The sequence below is a fragment of the Methylotetracoccus oryzae genome, from assembly GCF_006175985.1.
GTDB classification, from domain to species: domain Bacteria; phylum Pseudomonadota; class Gammaproteobacteria; order Methylococcales; family Methylococcaceae; genus Methylotetracoccus; species Methylotetracoccus oryzae.
The window spans coordinates 196866-213455 of the sequence record NZ_SRSH01000002.1; the positions used below are offsets into that span (position 1 = coordinate 196866).

Consider the following 16590-nt stretch of genomic DNA (forward strand, 5'->3'; position numbering starts at 1 on the left):
CTGCGCGAGGCTGGGCCACTGCGCGTCATGCGGCGCAATTCGGCAGCAACAGCAATGGAAGCGTCTCCCAGGCGATGGCGACCAGCGCCAGCGCGCATAGGGCGGCAGTGATCCAGTCCACGAAGCGTGCGCTGACGTCCTGCGTGCGCTGATGCCGCGCGGAGCGAACGGCCCGGGCGATCATCCACCCCGCGATGGTGCCGGCTGCAACCGTTGCCGCGCCGATGACTCCGGGGAGCAGGCTGACGCCGAGCCAGCGTTGAGCGTCCCATCCTCGGGCGCAGACGACCGCCGTGGTGGCATAAATGAACAGGAAGTGACAGCCCCAAATCAGTACCCCCGACAGGCTCCGGACTGCCGTGCGCATGAAGGCGGCCGCCTGCGAAACGTGGCTCATAGGAATCGCGGGGCACCGTGGAGGATGGCCAGGGTCAGCAGTCCCTGAAGCATCGTGTACAGCCAGAACAGCCGGGTGTTGTCGAAAGTCGCCCGCCGCTCGTGGTTCAGCAGGCCCGCGACGGAGCGCGCAATCGTGTAGCACGCCATGACGAGGACCACCGCGACAAAAAACCCCTGATTGGCCAGCAAGACGTAGACGATGGCTGCATAAGCGCTGTCGGTGGGTCTTAATCCGGACTCCCAGTGACTGGAGAGGTCGCTCACAAAAGCCCCTACCAGCAACGCCACCGCAAGCGACAGGGCCAAGCAAAGGCGAGGTGGAGGCTGTCGCCGCGAGGCCAGGGCGTGCTGCGCATAGTGGAGCAGTGCGGCACTGCCCAGCAAACACAGCAGGGAACGAAGGACCTCGGCGTCACTGGCAGGAGTGGACGCCTCAGCGGGCCACATCCCCGGTGAAACCGTCCAGAGGTAGAAGTAGGAGAAGACATAGCAGGCAAACATCGTCGCGGAGACCAGACCCAGCACGATCATCGCCCACCAGGAATGGGACATGGGACCGGTCATGTAGACCGGTAGCATGATGCCGCAACCGATTGGCACGGGTGGCTGCGAAGGCCCGGGGTCGGTCGTCCACAGCCAGCGAATCACCATGATCAGTGCCACGCCGCCGGCGAACAGTGCAGGAATCAGCCATTTGATCGTCAACAGCAGGAAGAAGGCCGCTGTGGCAATCGCTGCGATCAGGGCGGCCCAACTCGGCCCCGGCATCTGCAGCACATAGAGTGGCCGGGCGTGAATCGGGCTGGTGATGAGGGTTTCGCGGTAGCCAGTGGGAGCGCCGGGGAGGAAGTAGGCGCCTGCCGCGACGTCCTCGGCCAGATTCGGCTGATCCCACAAGGGTTCGAGACTGGTTACGAAGGGAATGCTGCGGGACGCATAGTTGCCGTTCGGCAGCCATTCCAGCGTACCGGCGTCCCAAATGTTGCCGATGCTGCGCGTGGTTGCCGGCCGGAGGTTCCGGATTAGGTCGACCAGAAACAGCCCCACGCCGGCGGCGATCAGGAAGGCTCCGACCGTCGACAGCAGGTTGGGAAGGTCCCAGCCCATGCCGGCGGGATAGGTATAGATGCGTCGTGGCATGCCCAGCAAGCCGGTGATATGCATCGGGAAGAAGCTCACGTTGAAGCCGACGAAAATCAGGCCGAAGACCCATCGCCCCAGACGCTCGGACAAGGCCCTGCGGCTGAGACTGGGGATCCAGTAGTAAAAGGCGGCGAACAGCGGGAAAACCATGCCTCCGAACACGACATAGTGCAGGTGGGCGACCACGAAGTAGGTGTCGTGGGCCTGCCAGTCGAACGGTACGGCGGCCAGCATGACGCCGGTGAGCCCGCCCAGCACGAAGACGAACAGGAACCCCAGGATGAACAAGGTGGGCACCTTGAACTGCAGGCGTCCCGCGGCGATGGTCGCGATCCAGGCAAAGATCTGAATCCCGGTTGGGACGGACACCGCCATGCTGGCAGCGTTGAAGTAACTTAGCGACAACTGGGGCATGCCGGTGGCATACATGTGATGCACCCAGAGGCCAAAACTCAGGAAACCGGTCCCGATCAACGCGGCCACCACCAGCCGATAGCCAACCAGAGGGGTCCGCGCCATGGCCGGCAGGATCATCGAAACCATGCCTGCCGCCGGCAGGAAAATGATGTAGACGTCCGGATGGCCGAAGAACCAGAACAGGTGCTGCCACAGCACCGGGTCACCGCCCTTGTCGGCGACGAAGAATGGCCAGTGAAAGCTCCGCTCCAACTCCAGCAGCGCAGTCCCGGCAATCATCGCCGGAAAAGCGAAGATGACCATCAGCGCGAACACCAGCATCGCCCAGCAGTACACCGGCATCTTGTCCAGGGACATACCGGGTGCGCGGGTCAGCAGCACGCCCACGACGATTTCGACCGCGCCCGCGATGGCGGAGATTTCGATGAAGCCGATGCCGAGCAGCCAGAAATCGGCGTTGTCGCCTGGATCGTATTCGAAACTCGTCAACGGCGGGTACATGAACCACCCGCCACGCGGCGCGAGCTCGAAAAACAGGCTGCAGAAGAACACCAGGCCGCCGACGAGATAGGCCCAGAATGCGAACGCCGACAGTCGCGGAAACGGCAGGTCACGTGCTGCCTGGATATTCGGCAGCAGCAGCACGCTGATGCCTTCGACCGCGGGGATCGCAAACAGGAACATCATGATCGTCCCGTGCATCGTGAAGACCTGGTTGTAGGTCTCTGGTCCGAGCAGGGTATTGTCCGGAACAGCCAGTTGGGTCCGCATCAGCAGCGCCAGAATGCCGGCGAGCAGAAAGAACAGGAATGCGGCACCGACGTAAACCAGGCCGACGAAGATGTTGTTGACCTCGGTCAGGAAACGGATCCCCGACGGGAATTGCCAGGCCCGCTCGAGGGTAACGAGTTCGTCGTCGGGCCGCGGCAGCGTATTGGGCAATTCCATCAGCATACCCTGCCAGAGACCGCTTGCGGCCGACGAGCCGCGTTGCACCCACAGCCGTGGGCCGGCGCCACGCCACGCCCTGTCTCGCTGTGCCCCAGGAAGGCCAGGTCGTGACTGTCGCTCATTCTAGGCTCGCGAGATAGCCCGCCAACGCCCGGAGATCCTCACCGGAATAGCGGTCAAACGACGGCATGTGACTGCCCGTTTTGAGATGTTGACTCGATGCGATCCATCCGGCGAGTGTGCCGGCATTGTTGGGTAACGTGCCTGCAGCGATCCAGTGCCGGCTGCCGACATGCGTCAGGTCGGGGCCGTGCTCGCCCCGGGCCGAGGTGCCGCGAATCGTATGGCAATCAGCGCAACATTCCTGTTGTCCGCAGTCAGCGGACAGGAACAGGTGCTCGCCGCGTTGCAGGAAGGGCTCCTTCGGTAGCGCGGCAAGCCGCCGCTGCGCGGCTAGCCAGTTGGCGAAGTCGGCGGGCGGTTGAGCCGTTAAGTGAAACGCCATCCTGGCGTGCTGCGCGCCACAGTATTCGGCGCACTGCCCACGCCATGTGCCGGGCTGATCGACGCGGAGCCGGAGCATGTTGGTGCGGCCGGGGATCATGTCGAGTTTGCCCGCGAGGTTCGGAATCCAGAAACTATGGATGACATCCTGGGCCGTCAGCTGGAGGTGCACCACTTGACCGGTGGGAACGTGCACCTCGTTCGCGGTGGCGGCATCGATCGTGCCATCAGGCTTGAGGTAATGCACTTCCCACCAGAACTGATGCCCGATGACGTGCACCTGTACGGCCCCCGTGTCGTCAACCTCGACGATCCGGCTCGCCGTGACGAGCGAATAGGTCAGGAGGCCCGATAGCACCAGGAGCGGGAGTGCGATTCCGCCACCGACGATGAATCGCAAGCGTGCCACCCGTTCCCGGTACCGGCCCGCGACGGCATAGGCCGCCAGCACCATTACGCCAACGAAGATCACGACGGCGCCGACGCTCATGACCCAGCCGAGGTCGGCGATTAACTGGGCGACCGGCGTCTGTGGGTGCAGTACCGACTGAATCCGATCGGTCGGCGCGTCGAGCCAGGACTGGGGTGAGTGCCGGGTCATGGGCCTATGGGTAGTTTGCCGGGCCGGGGGCATCCCACCTTATGGGCGGACGGGCCGCGCCGCAATCCGTAATCGCACGCATTGACGGGGGCCGCGTGCGCGGAGTGCAATCCCTTCATCTGCGGTTAGCGTGCGCAACGGTGCAACGCTGCGCGTCCGAGAGAGTGACTAGACGTTCGTCCGGCGATTTCCCCGATGCAGCCATTCAAGCCGTTTTTCGTTCACGGACTCATCGCGCTGGCGTTCCTGGGTGGCGTAGGGGCGATCGGAGCGGGGCTCGTCGTTTACTTCGGTCTATACAACGTCGCCGCAGTTGATCAGCACACGTCCCCGGTTTACGCCGTTCTGGACTATGCATTGGCGCAGGCGATTCGCCAGCGGGCCAAGGGAATCGAGCCTCCCGCGGACCTGTCCGACCCGTCGCGGACCGACACCGGTTTTATGCTGTTTCGTAAGCACTGTGTCGGGTGCCACGGTGCGCCTGGCGTACCGCCGGGTGATGCCGGCAAGGGCATGTTGCCGCATCCAACCAACCTTGTTGAAAGCGCCAGGGGCCTGCGGCCGGAGGAGATCTTTTGGGTGGTCAAGAACGGCATCAAGATGACCGGCATGCCGGCCTGGCAATTCCGTTTTTCGGATCCGGAGATCTGGGCGATCGTCGCCTTCCTGCGCGAACTGCCATCACTGTCAGCGGATGAGTACCGTGCCCTGGAGTGGGAGGCGAGGGGCGTTGTGCCCCTCACGGCGCCTTGCGGAAGCTTGCGGTGAGCCATTGGCGTCCGCTGCCGGTCCGGTGCTTGTCGAGCCGGTGGGGAATGGCCCAAGCGCCCCGGTTGCCCAAGCGGCACGTCGGCACTTCCGCGCCTCGCGGGGAGCGCGTACCGGGTTTCCAGGGACATAGCGAAAACCTGGGAGACAGGGGTTTCCGTCTGGGACGGCTCGCCCTGGCACTTGTTGCCCTGGGAAGTTGCGGCCGCGGCGGCGAGTCGACCGCGTTGCGCGAACTCGGCGGGGATGCGGTCCGCGGTGTCGTTGCGCTGCAGCAGTATAGCTGTGCCAGCTGTCACCATATCCCCGGTATCGTCGGCGCGACGACCCGGGTCGGGCCCTCTCTCGGCGGAATCTCGAGGCGGAAATACATTGCCGGTGTGCTGCCCAACACGCCCGACAACATGTTGAGATGGCTGCAAGACCCTGTGGCAATCGCGCCGCGATCCGCGATGCCGAATCTCGGGGTCAGCGAGCGGGATGCGCGCGACATCGCCGCCTATCTGTATCGCCTGGATTGAGCCGCCAGGGTGGTCGATACCTGCACCCTGGCGGCACAAACCTGATTCCCGAAGCTACAGCCTGCCCTTGAGGTCTGCCGCGCTGAAGGGGCCGGGTTCCGCGATCAGTGACCGTGCTGCCGGCACGCGTTCCCAGACGTTCCACAGCAGCACGCCACGTACCCGGCCATCGCGCAGGTAATAGATGATGCCCTTTCGATACGGCTGAATCCAGTCCTCAACCGTTTCGGCCGTGGCGTCGAGGCGACCGACGGCCTCGTAACCCAGATCGAACAGATCCGAGTAGAAGAAGGGCAGATGGTCGTAGCGTTCTGCTGCACCGGCCATGTTGGCGCCGGCAATCCGGCCCATGGTCAGCGCATTGTCCTCATGCTCGACCCGAAGTCGTTCGCCAAGGAGCGGATTGTAGAAGTTGGCGACGTCGCCGGCCGCATAGATGTCGGGAGCGCTGGTCCGTAGACACTCGTCGACCACGATCCCGTTGTCGGTTCGCAGACCGGCCTTCTCGGCCAGCGCGACGCCCGGCACGATACCGAGTCCTGCTATGACCGCATCCGCCTCGATTTGCGGCTCCGGAGCGGCCCCGCTTTGCTGGAATCGCAAGGAGGCCTGTTCACCCACGCGGGAATAATGGCTTAGGGTACAGCCCGAGAGAATGGATACACCGCGCTGCGCAAAGTAATCCGTGACGAAGCGACTGAGGCCTGCCGGGAACAGACGACTGCAGATACCGTCTTCCGGAAAGGCCATCACGACGTGCTTGCCAATCTGGTTCAGCGCTGCGGCGATCTCAGACCCGATGAAGCCGCCCCCGATGACGGCGAAACGGTCGTGTCTCTCGGCGAGCTGGGACAGCTGCAGATAATCCGCATAGGTGCGAAAGTAAATGATCCCGTCGTCGGTGTCCGGGAGGCGCCGCGGTTCACCCCCCGTGGCCAGCAAGAGTTTGTCGAAGCCATAGACGTCCTCTCTGTGGTCGGTCACCGTATGCGCCGTCGGGTCGAGCACGGTGGCGACTTGTCCCAGGTGCAAGGTAATTCCCAGGTTCTCGGTACGGAGCCAGATTGACTCGGGGGACTTCCCGAGCCAGAGCCCTTTCGAGAGCGGGGGGCGTCGGTAGGGCGCATGGGCTTCGTGGCTGATGATACCCACGGTCCCGTCAGGGTCGTGTTGTCGAATGCCGCGTACTGCAGCGTCCGCGGTCATGCCTCCGCCGATGATCAAATATCGGTAGTGATACATGGCAATGCTCCCCGGCCGATCAGGCGCTGGGTTGTGATGGAGTTAGCGCTTTGGCGTGACCGCCGCGCACATTACCGAGATCCGTGGCGTGCATGGTCAACATGACCCCACTGTCATCTGTCCGATCGATCCGAAGCCCGGTCTCAGCACCGTTTTCGCCCTCCAGCATGAAGAGGGATGCGACTTCGTGCACGCATTCGGTGATGTGCAGCTTTCCCTCGCCCAGGCACAGCGTGATGTCGCGTTGATTCGGGTCGAGGGTCACGGCGGCGAAGGGCAGGTCGCGCGCAGTGCAGCGCGTCGCTGCAGTGTCACCAGCTCCTTTGACGAAGGTTGCCGCGAGTTGGCCGCGGTGGCGCCGGCTGAAGCGCTCGCAGAAGTCCGCCCATTCGGTTGGAGGGATGTCGACACATCTCATCGATCGGCTCCGCGGAAGGGATCGGTCGGAACGGATTCGGCGCGCCACGTAACTGGCCCCCGGCCCTAGGGTGTATCCCGTAAGGCAACACGCTAACACGCTGTCAGAGCGTGCAGAATCCGTACGTTTACCGAGTTCCGTCTCCGCGCGATGGCCGGACCATGCGGAGTCCGGCCATTACCAGCGGTCGAGGCCGGAGTGAGGCCCGGCAGGAGCGGTGCGGCGCGATCAAGGGACCGGGCACGTTTGCGGGTCAGGGATGCGGCGCAGCAGGGAAGGTTTGCGGAACGGTATGGCTTGCATTCTGGTGCAGGGTGATGGACTGGATGCGCACGACAGCCCGTGTGCCGTCGGACATCTGATTGCGTATTGCCAGCAATGAGACCTTCCCGGCATCCGGGGCGCGGACGGCCACCGATATGGGGGTTTCGGTCTGCGCGATGATGTTTTCGCTCACCACGCGATCCGGTGAGCCGCGCTCGATCAGCGCCACGCTGGCCCGACCGTGGGTCAGCTTCAGCGTCAGGGTGACCGTTGCGGCGGTGCCAGCCGAAAAGGTCTTTGATAGGTCCAGCGTCGCGTCCCAGCCGAAGAATTTCTCGCCTGTGGTCAAGGTCGCACCGTCGGCGTCGTAACGCAGTGTGGCCCCAGGCCCGGCCCGAAGCCTGGTGGCCGGAAGCTTCGCCAAGGTCGGGGCGGGCGGATGATCGAGCACCACATGCGCGAGCACAGCGCCGAAGTCCCCCGACTGCAACTGCCGTCGTTGCGCCAGCCGGTACAGGATCCCGGCCGAGTTGAGCTCGGCCAGGGCCGCGTCGACGCGAGCGGGCGAATAGTCGAGGATGACCAGATGCGCGAGTTGGGGATTGCGAAGCAACTCGAGGGCCTCAGGTGAGAGCGGCCCGAGTGCGATCGGTTGTGCGTCCTTCAGTCGCAGCTGACTGAAGGGCAACTGGATCGATTGGATCATCTGTAGGCGCCGGTCCGTGGCATCGGGTGTGTACCAGAAGGCGAGTTCCTTGCCATCGTCGGCGATGCGCGGCAGCAGATCAGCCACCTGCAGCGCAACCCGCACCAGATCGCGGTCGTTACTTTCCGGTTTGCCCAGCAACACGTTGTAAACGCCGCTACCGGCCTGCAGCAAGGTGGTGACGGCGAGTAGGCCCGCGAGCGCAAAGGGCCGCAAACGAGGCCTTGTTCTGGTCAATACCATTAGCCCGAGCGCGGCAGCGACCGCGGCGGTCAGCCAGCCCAGGGGCGGGGGTTGGGCGCCGGTCAGGCTGAACGCCAACGGAGCGGCGACGAGGCCAAGCACAACGGCGACCGTCACTGAAACTCGGTCCCGGGTCTCGGCAAGCTTTACGGCCAATCCCGCCACTGTGCCCAAAGCCAGCATCAAGGCCGCTTGCCAGTAGGCGGCATAGGGATAAAACGACAGCGAGTACCCGTCGAGCGCCAGATCGGTGACCCAATAGAACGCGACCAACAGCGTGAGGTAAACCGCGGATGCCAGGGCGAGCCGATCGCGTGTCCAGCGCCAGACGCTGAAATTGCCGATCATGACGACGAAGGGCGCGTAAATATGTGGCGAGTCGAACAGCCATTCACCCGGAGGACGCGTCCATTGCTTGGCATCCCCGCCGGCGAGACGCAGGCTGATGTCGATGACGGGCTGCAGGAGTGAGCGAACGCCGAACAAGCCGTGGTAGACAAGGGTAAAAACGGTCAGCAGCATGACCGCGCCCGCGAGGACGGTCGCGAGTTCCCTGGCGATGCGCGCGAGCGACTGGCCCCAGTTCAGAATGGCGTAGGCCGGCAGCCCGAATGCGATCATCACGCCGGCGTAGACGTTGCCGCTGACGCCGGCGCAAAGCAGGATCCCGGCGATGAAAGCGGAGACGCCGGATCGGCCGTGTTCACGAATCAACAGCAGCATGCCGAGCATCGTAAAGGGTACGGCAGTCGAGTCGACATAAGTGGACAGCAGGATGCGCGCCGTGACCGGACTGAACGTCCAGGCGATTACCCCGAGCAAGGCAGCCCGACGTCCGTAACGTTCCCCAAGCACCGCATACAAGGCGAAGCCGACCGCAACCGCCAACAGATAGCGCAGCACATGAAAACCGGTCAACAGACCGGGCAGTGCATTGAAACCGAGCTCGGAGAAAATCGGTCCGAAACGGACCGCGTAGTAGATGAAGCCGTAGCGATTGACCAGATCGACGAAGTTATGGGCATAGCCCAGGTAGTACATCGCATCGGTGAAATTGTTCTGCGAGATCGGCGGCAGGCGGAGCAGCACAAAGGCGGCCAGCGGCAGCAGCAGGATCGCGGCCGTGTCCTGGAGTGGACGGCACGTTCGCAGGGGTGACATGCGCGGCATGAGAGCGTTCATCGAATAACCGGCGGGTTGCCTTCGGGAAGCCGCTTTTCGTACCACTGCGCGCTGGACATCACGGCTGCCCCTTGCTGTTCGTTGGACCGAGGAGCCCGCCGGCCATGGCGGTTCGAGCGCTGGCGTACTGGGTTCTATGCGCCGACAAGTGGGCGGCGATGTTCTCCGTCGTGACGTGCGTTCCGAAATGCTCGGCGACGTCCGGGCCAGATGCGCCGCAGACCCGTCGTAGGATGCGATCGCCAATGACTTCATTGAAGTGCAATGGGTCGTCGTAGTTGCCAGCGTCCTGCGTCACGGCGTTGTAACCGGAAAAATCCCAGATCTCGCCCGCATCGGCCACGATCTTGCCCATCCACTCCGTGTACGCATCGATGCTGAAGCTGGCGTACTGGTCCAGCCGGTACGGCGGCACGATCAGGATGCGGTGGGTCCCCGCACGTTCAAGGATGCCGATGGTGCGCCGGAACTCCTCGCGTCCATCCCCGGTTGCCGGCAGGCGGCGTTCCCGCCCTCCTTTCAGATCCGCTCTCGCCGCCCCCAGGGTTGTGGCGAACAGGCGGGCGCCGTCGAGCAGCGGAGCGGTAGCGTACAGCGGCGGTTCAAGACCCCGGTTCCCCCGTTCCCAAGGGGCGGACGACGTCGCGCGCCAATGCCCCTGGAAGAAGATCCAAAGGATCCTGGGCTGGAATAACAGATACTTGGCATAGAAACCCAGGTTGGATGCGCCGCTGATGAGCGGGTGATCCTGCCTGAGGAGATCGAGCGGGTCACCTAGCACGGACTGCAGATCGAAATCGATCGCAATGATGACCTGCGAAACGGCGCGGGTCCGGGTCAGCCACTCCAGCTTTTGGCGGATGCCAGCGCCATTCTCGAGGCTTGCGCTCAGGTTGAAATAACGGTGTTCGGACCCGCACGCAGTGCGCGCGGATGCCGACTCGAGGAAGCTGGCGCGGGACGAGCCGAGGATGAAGGCGTCGTATTGGGGTTGCCGCCGCAGGTACTCGACCTTCAAAAAACGTGTATTGGGTTCGAAGTTGCGCTTCGGAAAGCGGACGATGCCGAACACGCAGTAGGTATCCGCGATGACGGCGATCAGCACCTGCAGCAGGCAAAGGCCGAGAAAGACGCTCAGCCACCAGCGATTGAAAGCCTGTGGGCGCATCGCTCAGAACTGGTAGTAAAGGAACTCGGTAGGGCGAGCCAGAAACATTACCGCCAGCCAGGCGAGTAGCGCGGTGCCGATGGCCCAGGATCGTCCGATTCGCAGTTTGCCGGAGGGCGCAGCCAAGGCTTGAGCGAGCAGGGGATCGGTCTGCCGCCGAAGACTGGGGGCCCACCAGCATATCCCGCAGAGTATGGCGATCCAGACGAAGACGGTCGCGTCTTGCAAGCCCGTGGGCAGATGGGGGAAGAGCCGGCCGGCCTGCAGGGTCCAACCGCTGGGCGTGCCGAGTCCCAACATGGATTTGTACAGCATCAGCGTGGCGGACAAGTCCCCGGCCCGGAACAGGACCCAGGCAGCCACCACGGCGATGAACGTGATGCTCCAGCCGAAGGCCTTTTCACCTGCTCCGGGCCGGGCGGGAAGCCAGTGCCGGCGGCTGCGCCAGTCGCGCCAGCGATGATTGATGATTACGTACAGGCCATGCAGCGCGCCCCATAGAACGAAGGTCCAGTTCGGGCCATGCCAGAGTCCTCCCAGCAGCATGGTCAGGAAAATGTTGAGCGACTGCCGCAGCGTGCCGGCCCGATTGCCACCCAGGGGTATGTAGAGATAATCGCGAAGGAACAGTGAAAGGCTGATATGCCAGCGCCGCCAGAAATCGATGATGCTGGTGGCCTGATAAGGCGCATCGAAGTTCCAGGGAAATCGAATTCCGAAGAGCAGGGCCCCGCCTACGGCCATGTCCGAGTAACCGGAAAAGTCGAAATAGAGTTGCAGCGTGTAGGCCAGAGCGCCCAGCCACGCCTCGGCCAGGGTCAGGGCCTCGGCCCGCGCCGCGCTGTCGAAGACGGCGCTGGCATAGGGCGCCAGATGGTCGGCCAGGATGACCTTCTTGAACAGGCCGATGCTGAACACCATGAGGCCGAGGCTTAGCAGAGGACTGGCCAGCGAAAAGTTGAACCGCCGAAACTGCGGAATGATGTCGCGGTGATGGACGATGGGACCCGCGATCAGATGCGGAAAGAAGACGATGAACAGGGCGTAGTCCAGAAAGCCGTAGTCATGCACATAGCCTTTGTGGACATCGACGAGAAACGCGATCTGATTGAACGTGAAGAACGAGATGGCGAGCGGGAGCACGATCGATTGCACCGGGAAGCCCGTTCCAGTCAATGCATTCACGGTGCCGATCAGGAAGTCCGTGTATTTGAAGTAGGCCAGCAGGCCCAGATTCGCCGTGATGGCGCCGGTCAGCAGCGCGCGGCTTCTCAGACGGTGGCGACGAACGCGGTGGATGGCCAGACCCGCGAGGTAGTTGCCGGCGATGGAGCCGATGAGCAGGGCCAGATACGCACTGCGCCAGTATGCATAGAAGGCGAGGGAGGCCACGACCAGCCACAGCGTCGGCAGCGCGGTCGAACGCCATCGCCCCAACAGCAGGAATACGCCGAGCACGAGGGGTAGGAACAGAAACACGAACTCGTAGGAATTGAACAGCATCGGCAGGGGTAGGCTTGACGGGGCCTGCTATCGCGACTTAAGGGAGCGAGCCGGACCGAAAAGTGACGAAAGCGCTTGAATGCGGTGTGAGTGAACTCGGGTCAGTACGGTAACCTTGCATGCCGGGCTGGGTGTTTGGCGAGGCACTCGATGTTGGCGTCGCCGCCACGCCCGGATGGGACTGTCAGTCGTTCGTCAACGTTCGGAACCGCGGAGTGGTCGGGACCGGTTCGCGGCCGGGCTCGGCACGTGCGGAGTAAACACGAACCATCGGCTCAGTGCAAAGAAAATCAGCGTATAGACGGGCATGCCGGCGGCGTGGGCGATGGTGGGCTCTACGCCGGCGCGGCGCAGCGCCAGAACCAGCCCCAGGTTGCCGGCATAGGCGATTCCGAACACGGCCAGGAAACGCAGCAGCCCAGGAAACATTCGGACGCGGCTGCGGAAGGTCCAGTTGCGATTCAGCACATAGCTTTGCAGCAGGCCCAGTGTGTAGCCCGTCACGTTGGACGGGACGTCGGACCAGCCAAACCAGAACAGGCAGGCGTAGATCGTGCCGAGCCCGATGGCGGTATTGGCAACGCCCACCACTCCGAAGCGCAAGGCCTGTGTCAGTACCGGGGGTACCGCAGGGCGTTTCGGAATCGGTTCGGGGACATTCCTCCGCGCGCCGTATGGGTGGTGGCTTGCGCGAGTTGTCGAGCGTGCTTTCCCCTCCCCGAGATGGATGGTCAGACGGAGTTGGCGCGGGCGACTCAACTGAGGCTGACCGAGGACGGCGGCGAGGGCGGGCACTCGCCCGACGACAAACCGGTCTGTGTGATGACTTCGCGGATGACGAACAAGGGCCGCCGTTTGGCTTCGAGGTAGGTTCGTCCGAGATACGCGCCCATGATGCCCAGGCAAAAGAGCTGGATGCTGCTGAACACCGAAACGACCAGGATCAGACTGGTCCAGCCGGCAATCGTGTCGCCCTTGGACCACTGAACGAGCGCATAGAGCGCCAGTGCAGCGGCGCCAGCCATGGCGGTGAGCGCCAGATAAAAACTCAGGTGCAACGGTCGCGTGGAGAACCCGGTGATCGCGTCGATGGCAAACGAGAACATTTTGCCCAGAGTGTACTTGGTCGACCCGGCATACCGGGGCTCCCGCACATAGGGCACGGCCTCCTGCCGGAATCCGACCCAGGCCACCATGCCGCGGATGAAGCGGTGTTGCTCGGGCATGTCGTTCAGCACGCTCAGCACGCGCCGGGACATGAGGCGAAAATCGCCGGTATCGACGGGAATCCTGATCGACGAAAAGCTGTAGAGAATCCGGTAGAACAGGGCTGCCGTGATCTTCTTGAACCAGGTCTCCCCATGCCGTTCCTGTCGCTGGCCGTACACGACGTCCGCGCCCTGGTCCATCCGGTTCATCATTTCCTCGAGCAGTTCGGGCGGATCCTGCAAGTCGGCATCGATGATCAGGATGCGTTCCCCACGACATAGGGCAAGTCCGGCGGTCAGGGCCAGTTGGTGGCCGTGATTGCGCGCCAGATCGATGCAGACCAGATGGGAGTCCTCGGTTGCCAGCGCGCGCATCGCCGCGAGTGTCCGGTCGGTCGAGCCGTCATTGACCAACACGATCTCGTAGCTCTCGCCCACCGTGCGCTGCGCGACAGCGGTCAGTCGGCCATGCAGTGCAGCGAGCGAATCCGCCTCATTGAAGCACGGTACGACGATGGACAGCCGGCAGCTACCCGCCGGTGTCGGCCTGGTTGATGGAACTCGGGCTGGAGCGTGCTGTTCGGGGTTCACGCGATGGTCTCCCGGGCGCGATGCGCGTCATCGATCCAAACAGAGGGCATGCGGCAAATAGCGGGCGTTGGGGTAGTCGTCGGGCTCTGACGGTATCGAGGGAGCGCTGTACGTGGCGCCATAGAGCGCTCGTTGGCGGGCGGCCTCCATGGGGGGCGGGATGGCCCATGTCGTCCGGACTTGCCCGAAACAGTCCGGGAGTTAACGGGACGAGATTATATCGCGAAAACCTCAGCCGTCTTGGGGGGGCTCGGTGTCGACTTTGCGATTCGTGCCGAATCCGTAGGGTTTGAACGCACTTTCCTGTAGCGACTGCCACAACTTCAGGTTTTGCTCCGCCAGTTCGGTGAATGCGGAGACCGGGCCGTGCTTGAGCAGCCCGTCCATCTGTTCCTGCACGAGTCGCTGCTGCTGCAGAAAGATGTCGAGACTCTGTTTGAGGTAGGTCGTCATGAAACCCTGCATCGCATCGCCGTAGGTGCGAATCAGTTGTTCCAGGATTTCGATGGTGAAGATGGGCTGGCCCTTGTCCTCCTGCTCCAGAATGACCTGGAGCAGGAGGCTGCGGGTGATGTCCTCGTCGGTCTTGGCGTCGACGACCCGGAACTTCTCGCCGGATCTCACCAGCAGCCGGATATCCTCGATCGTGACGTAGCGGCTGATGCCGGTATCGTAAAGGCGCCGGTTCGGATACTTCTTGATGATGCGTTCGCTTGCCATACCGGGACCCGAGTCAAGCGGCTCAGCCCATGTGCTGGCCGCCATTGATGGAAATGTCGGCGCCGGTGATGAAACCCGACTCGTCGGCCGTCAAAAAAGCGACCAGTCGGGCGATTTCGGAAGGCTGGCCGAAACGGCCGACAGGGATCTCCGCAACGATCTTGGCCCGATGTTCCTCGGGCACGGCCATGATCATCGGCGATTCGATGTAGCCAGGCGATACCGTATTGACGGTGACGCCCTTGCGGGCTGCTTCGCGCGCGATGGACATCGTGAAGCCATGGATGCCAGCCTTGCTGGCGGCGTAGTTGGCCTGTCCGAACTGACCTTTCTGACCATTCACCGACGAGATGTTGACGATGCGGCCGAAATTCCGATCGGTCATCCCTTCGATGACACAGCGCGTCGTGTTGAACACGCTGTCGAGATTGGCGTGAATGACGGCATGCCACATCTCGGGTGTCATCTTGCGCAGGGACGCATCTCGGGTGATGCCGGCCGCGTTGACCAGGATGTCGATGGGGCCGATGGTGTCCTCGATCTTTTTGAACACACTCGCGGTGTCGTCGAACTCAGCGACGTTGCAGCCCAGGGCGTGCGTCGCGTAGCCCTCGTTCGCGCGCGCGGCCACCCAGTCGTCGAGCCGGCAGTCGGGTGTTCCGGGAAGGCACAATGCGACCACCTTACGACCGGCAGCGGCCAGATGTTTGCAAATTTCGGTACCGATGGTCCCGGTCCCGCCGGTCACGACTGCGACTCTGGTGCTCATGATGGGGTCCTTCGTCTATGGGGTGGGGAAGTCTGTGGTGCGGAGCAGCGGCCCGTTCGGGGGGTGCCGATCCCTGGGCTAACGTTCCACAGCGATCGAAATGCCTTGTCCGCCGCCGATGCACAGTGTGGCCAGGCCCTTGTGCGCGTTGCGCCGGCGCATCTCGTATAAGAGCGTGACCAGAATGCGGGCCCCGGAGGCGCCGATGGGGTGCCCCAGTGCAATGGCGCCGCCGTTGACGTTGATCTTGGACGTGTCCCAACCCAGATCGCGGTTCACGGCGATGGCCTGCGCCGCGAAGGCCTCATTGGCCTCGATCAGGTCGAGCTCGTCAAGGCTCCAGCCAGCGCGGTGCAGGCAGCGTCGCGTCGCGCTGATTGGGCCCGTGCCCATGATGGCCGGCTCCACGCCCGCGGAGGCATAAGCGGCGACGCGGGCCAGCGGCTCGAGGTCGAGCCGGCGGGCCAGTTGCCCGGTCATGACCATGACGGCCGCGGCGCCATCGTTGATCCCCGAGGAATTGCCCGCGGTCACGCTGCCCGGCGTCCTGAATGCGGGCTTCAGTTTCGCCAGTGACTCCACGGTGGTGCCGTGTCGCGGGAACTCGTCGGTGTCGAAGATCAGCGGCGGGCCTTTGCGCTGCGGGATCTCGATCGCCGCGATCTCGTCCTTGAACACGCCGGACAGTTGGGCGGCCTCCGCCTTTTGTTGAGAAGCGGCCGCGAACGCGTCCTGTTCCTCGCGACTGATGCCATAGCGGTCCACGATGTTTTCTGCGGTTATACCCATGTGGCAGTCGTGGAAGGCATCCCACAGGCCGTCGACGATCATGCTGTCGATCAAGGTCCAGTCGCCGAGACGGTTGCCGTTGCGCGAATTCGGCAGCAGATGCGGCGCATTGCTCATGTTCTCCTGCCCGCCGGCAATGACGATCTCCGAATCGCCGCAGCGCACCGACTGAACGGCTAGCTGAACCGCCTTGAGTCCGCTGCCGCAGACCTTATTGACGGTCGTCGCGGAAACTTCGACCGGCAGGGCCGCGTGTATCGCGGATTGCCGGGCCGAGTTCTGGCCGGTGCCGGCGGTCAGCACTTGGCCCATGATGACTTCATCGATTTGCCGGGCTTCGAGGCCCGTCTGTTCGAGGAGCGCGAGGATGACGCGCGCGCCGAGCTGGACGGCCGGGATCTCCGCGAGCGCACCGCCGAATTTGCCGATTGCGGTCCGCGCCGCCGCGACGATCACGACTTCGTCCATTTCGGGCTACTCCTG

15 protein-coding genes are annotated in these 16590 nt (G+C 63.4%); 2 read left to right on the top strand and 13 right to left on the bottom strand.

Annotation, left to right across the window (positions count from 1 at the left end; genetic code table 11):
* Positions 1 to 25: 25 nt before the first annotated feature.
* The 3 genes from BWR02_RS03660 to coxB all read right to left on the bottom strand — a co-directional run bounded on the left by BWR02_RS03660 (position 26) and on the right by coxB (position 4015).
* Positions 26 to 397 (bottom strand): hypothetical protein, encoded by a 372-nt coding sequence (locus BWR02_RS03660; RefSeq protein WP_139556392.1) that lies wholly within the window; start codon positions 395 to 397, stop codon positions 26 to 28.
* Entirely contained in the window at positions 394 to 2907 is a 2514-nt protein-coding gene (locus BWR02_RS03665; protein ID WP_139556393.1) for a cbb3-type cytochrome c oxidase subunit I, read from the bottom strand. Before BWR02_RS03665 ends, BWR02_RS03660 begins: the two co-directional genes overlap by 4 nt.
* 121 nt (positions 2908 to 3028) lie before the next feature.
* Complete coding sequence (gene coxB / locus BWR02_RS03670) at positions 3029 to 4015, bottom strand: cytochrome c oxidase subunit II (RefSeq protein ID WP_139556394.1); 987 nt, start codon at positions 4013 to 4015, stop codon at positions 3029 to 3031.
* Positions 4016 to 4210: 195 nt separating this feature from the next.
* On the opposite strand from coxB, the gene BWR02_RS03675 reads away from it, so the two are divergent.
* Positions 4211 to 4783 (top strand): c-type cytochrome, encoded by a 573-nt coding sequence (locus BWR02_RS03675; protein ID WP_139556395.1) that lies wholly within the window; start codon positions 4211 to 4213, stop codon positions 4781 to 4783.
* 47 nt (positions 4784 to 4830) lie between these two features.
* Positions 4831 to 5304, top strand: coding sequence for a c-type cytochrome (locus tag BWR02_RS03680; RefSeq protein WP_139556396.1), 474 nt, complete (start codon positions 4831 to 4833; stop codon positions 5302 to 5304).
* Between the two features lie 54 nt (positions 5305 to 5358).
* Here BWR02_RS03680 and BWR02_RS03685 read toward each other — a convergent pair whose 3' ends face one another.
* The 10 genes from BWR02_RS03685 to BWR02_RS03725 form a co-directional block, all read right to left on the bottom strand.
* Complete coding sequence (locus BWR02_RS03685; RefSeq protein WP_139556397.1) at positions 5359 to 6546, bottom strand: NAD(P)/FAD-dependent oxidoreductase; 1188 nt, start codon at positions 6544 to 6546, stop codon at positions 5359 to 5361.
* Positions 6547 to 6565: 19 nt separating this feature from the next.
* Positions 6566 to 6964 (bottom strand): DUF5335 family protein, encoded by a 399-nt coding sequence (locus tag BWR02_RS03690; RefSeq protein ID WP_139556398.1) that lies wholly within the window; start codon positions 6962 to 6964, stop codon positions 6566 to 6568.
* A 253-nt stretch (positions 6965 to 7217) separates the two neighbouring features.
* Positions 7218 to 9359, bottom strand: a complete 2142-nt coding sequence (locus BWR02_RS03695; RefSeq protein ID WP_162559994.1) for a glycosyltransferase family 39 protein — start codon at positions 9357 to 9359, stop codon at positions 7218 to 7220.
* A 58-nt stretch (positions 9360 to 9417) separates the two neighbouring features.
* Positions 9418 to 10527, bottom strand: coding sequence for a hypothetical protein (locus BWR02_RS20795; protein WP_162559995.1), 1110 nt, complete (start codon positions 10525 to 10527; stop codon positions 9418 to 9420).
* A 3-nt stretch (positions 10528 to 10530) separates the two neighbouring features.
* The gene (locus BWR02_RS03700) at positions 10531 to 12030 is read right to left on the bottom strand and encodes an MBOAT family O-acyltransferase (RefSeq protein WP_139556400.1); all 1500 of its coding nucleotides are present in this window, start codon (positions 12028 to 12030) and stop codon (positions 10531 to 10533) included.
* Between the two features lie 195 nt (positions 12031 to 12225).
* Complete coding sequence (locus BWR02_RS03705) at positions 12226 to 12633, bottom strand: GtrA family protein (protein WP_162559996.1); 408 nt, start codon at positions 12631 to 12633, stop codon at positions 12226 to 12228.
* 152 nt (positions 12634 to 12785) lie between these two features.
* Positions 12786 to 13829: a glycosyltransferase family 2 protein gene (locus BWR02_RS03710; protein WP_201276125.1), complete on the bottom strand. Its 1044-nt coding sequence runs from the start codon at positions 13827 to 13829 to the stop codon at positions 12786 to 12788.
* A 231-nt stretch (positions 13830 to 14060) separates the two neighbouring features.
* Positions 14061 to 14549, bottom strand: coding sequence for a polyhydroxyalkanoate synthesis repressor PhaR (gene phaR, locus BWR02_RS03715; protein ID WP_162559997.1), 489 nt, complete (start codon positions 14547 to 14549; stop codon positions 14061 to 14063).
* Between the two features lie 22 nt (positions 14550 to 14571).
* Positions 14572 to 15318: an acetoacetyl-CoA reductase gene (gene phbB / locus BWR02_RS03720; protein WP_139556403.1), complete on the bottom strand. Its 747-nt coding sequence runs from the start codon at positions 15316 to 15318 to the stop codon at positions 14572 to 14574.
* Positions 15319 to 15396: 78 nt separating this feature from the next.
* Entirely contained in the window at positions 15397 to 16575 is a 1179-nt protein-coding gene (locus BWR02_RS03725; RefSeq protein ID WP_139556404.1) for an acetyl-CoA C-acetyltransferase, read from the bottom strand.
* Between the last annotated feature and the right edge of the window lie 15 nt (positions 16576 to 16590).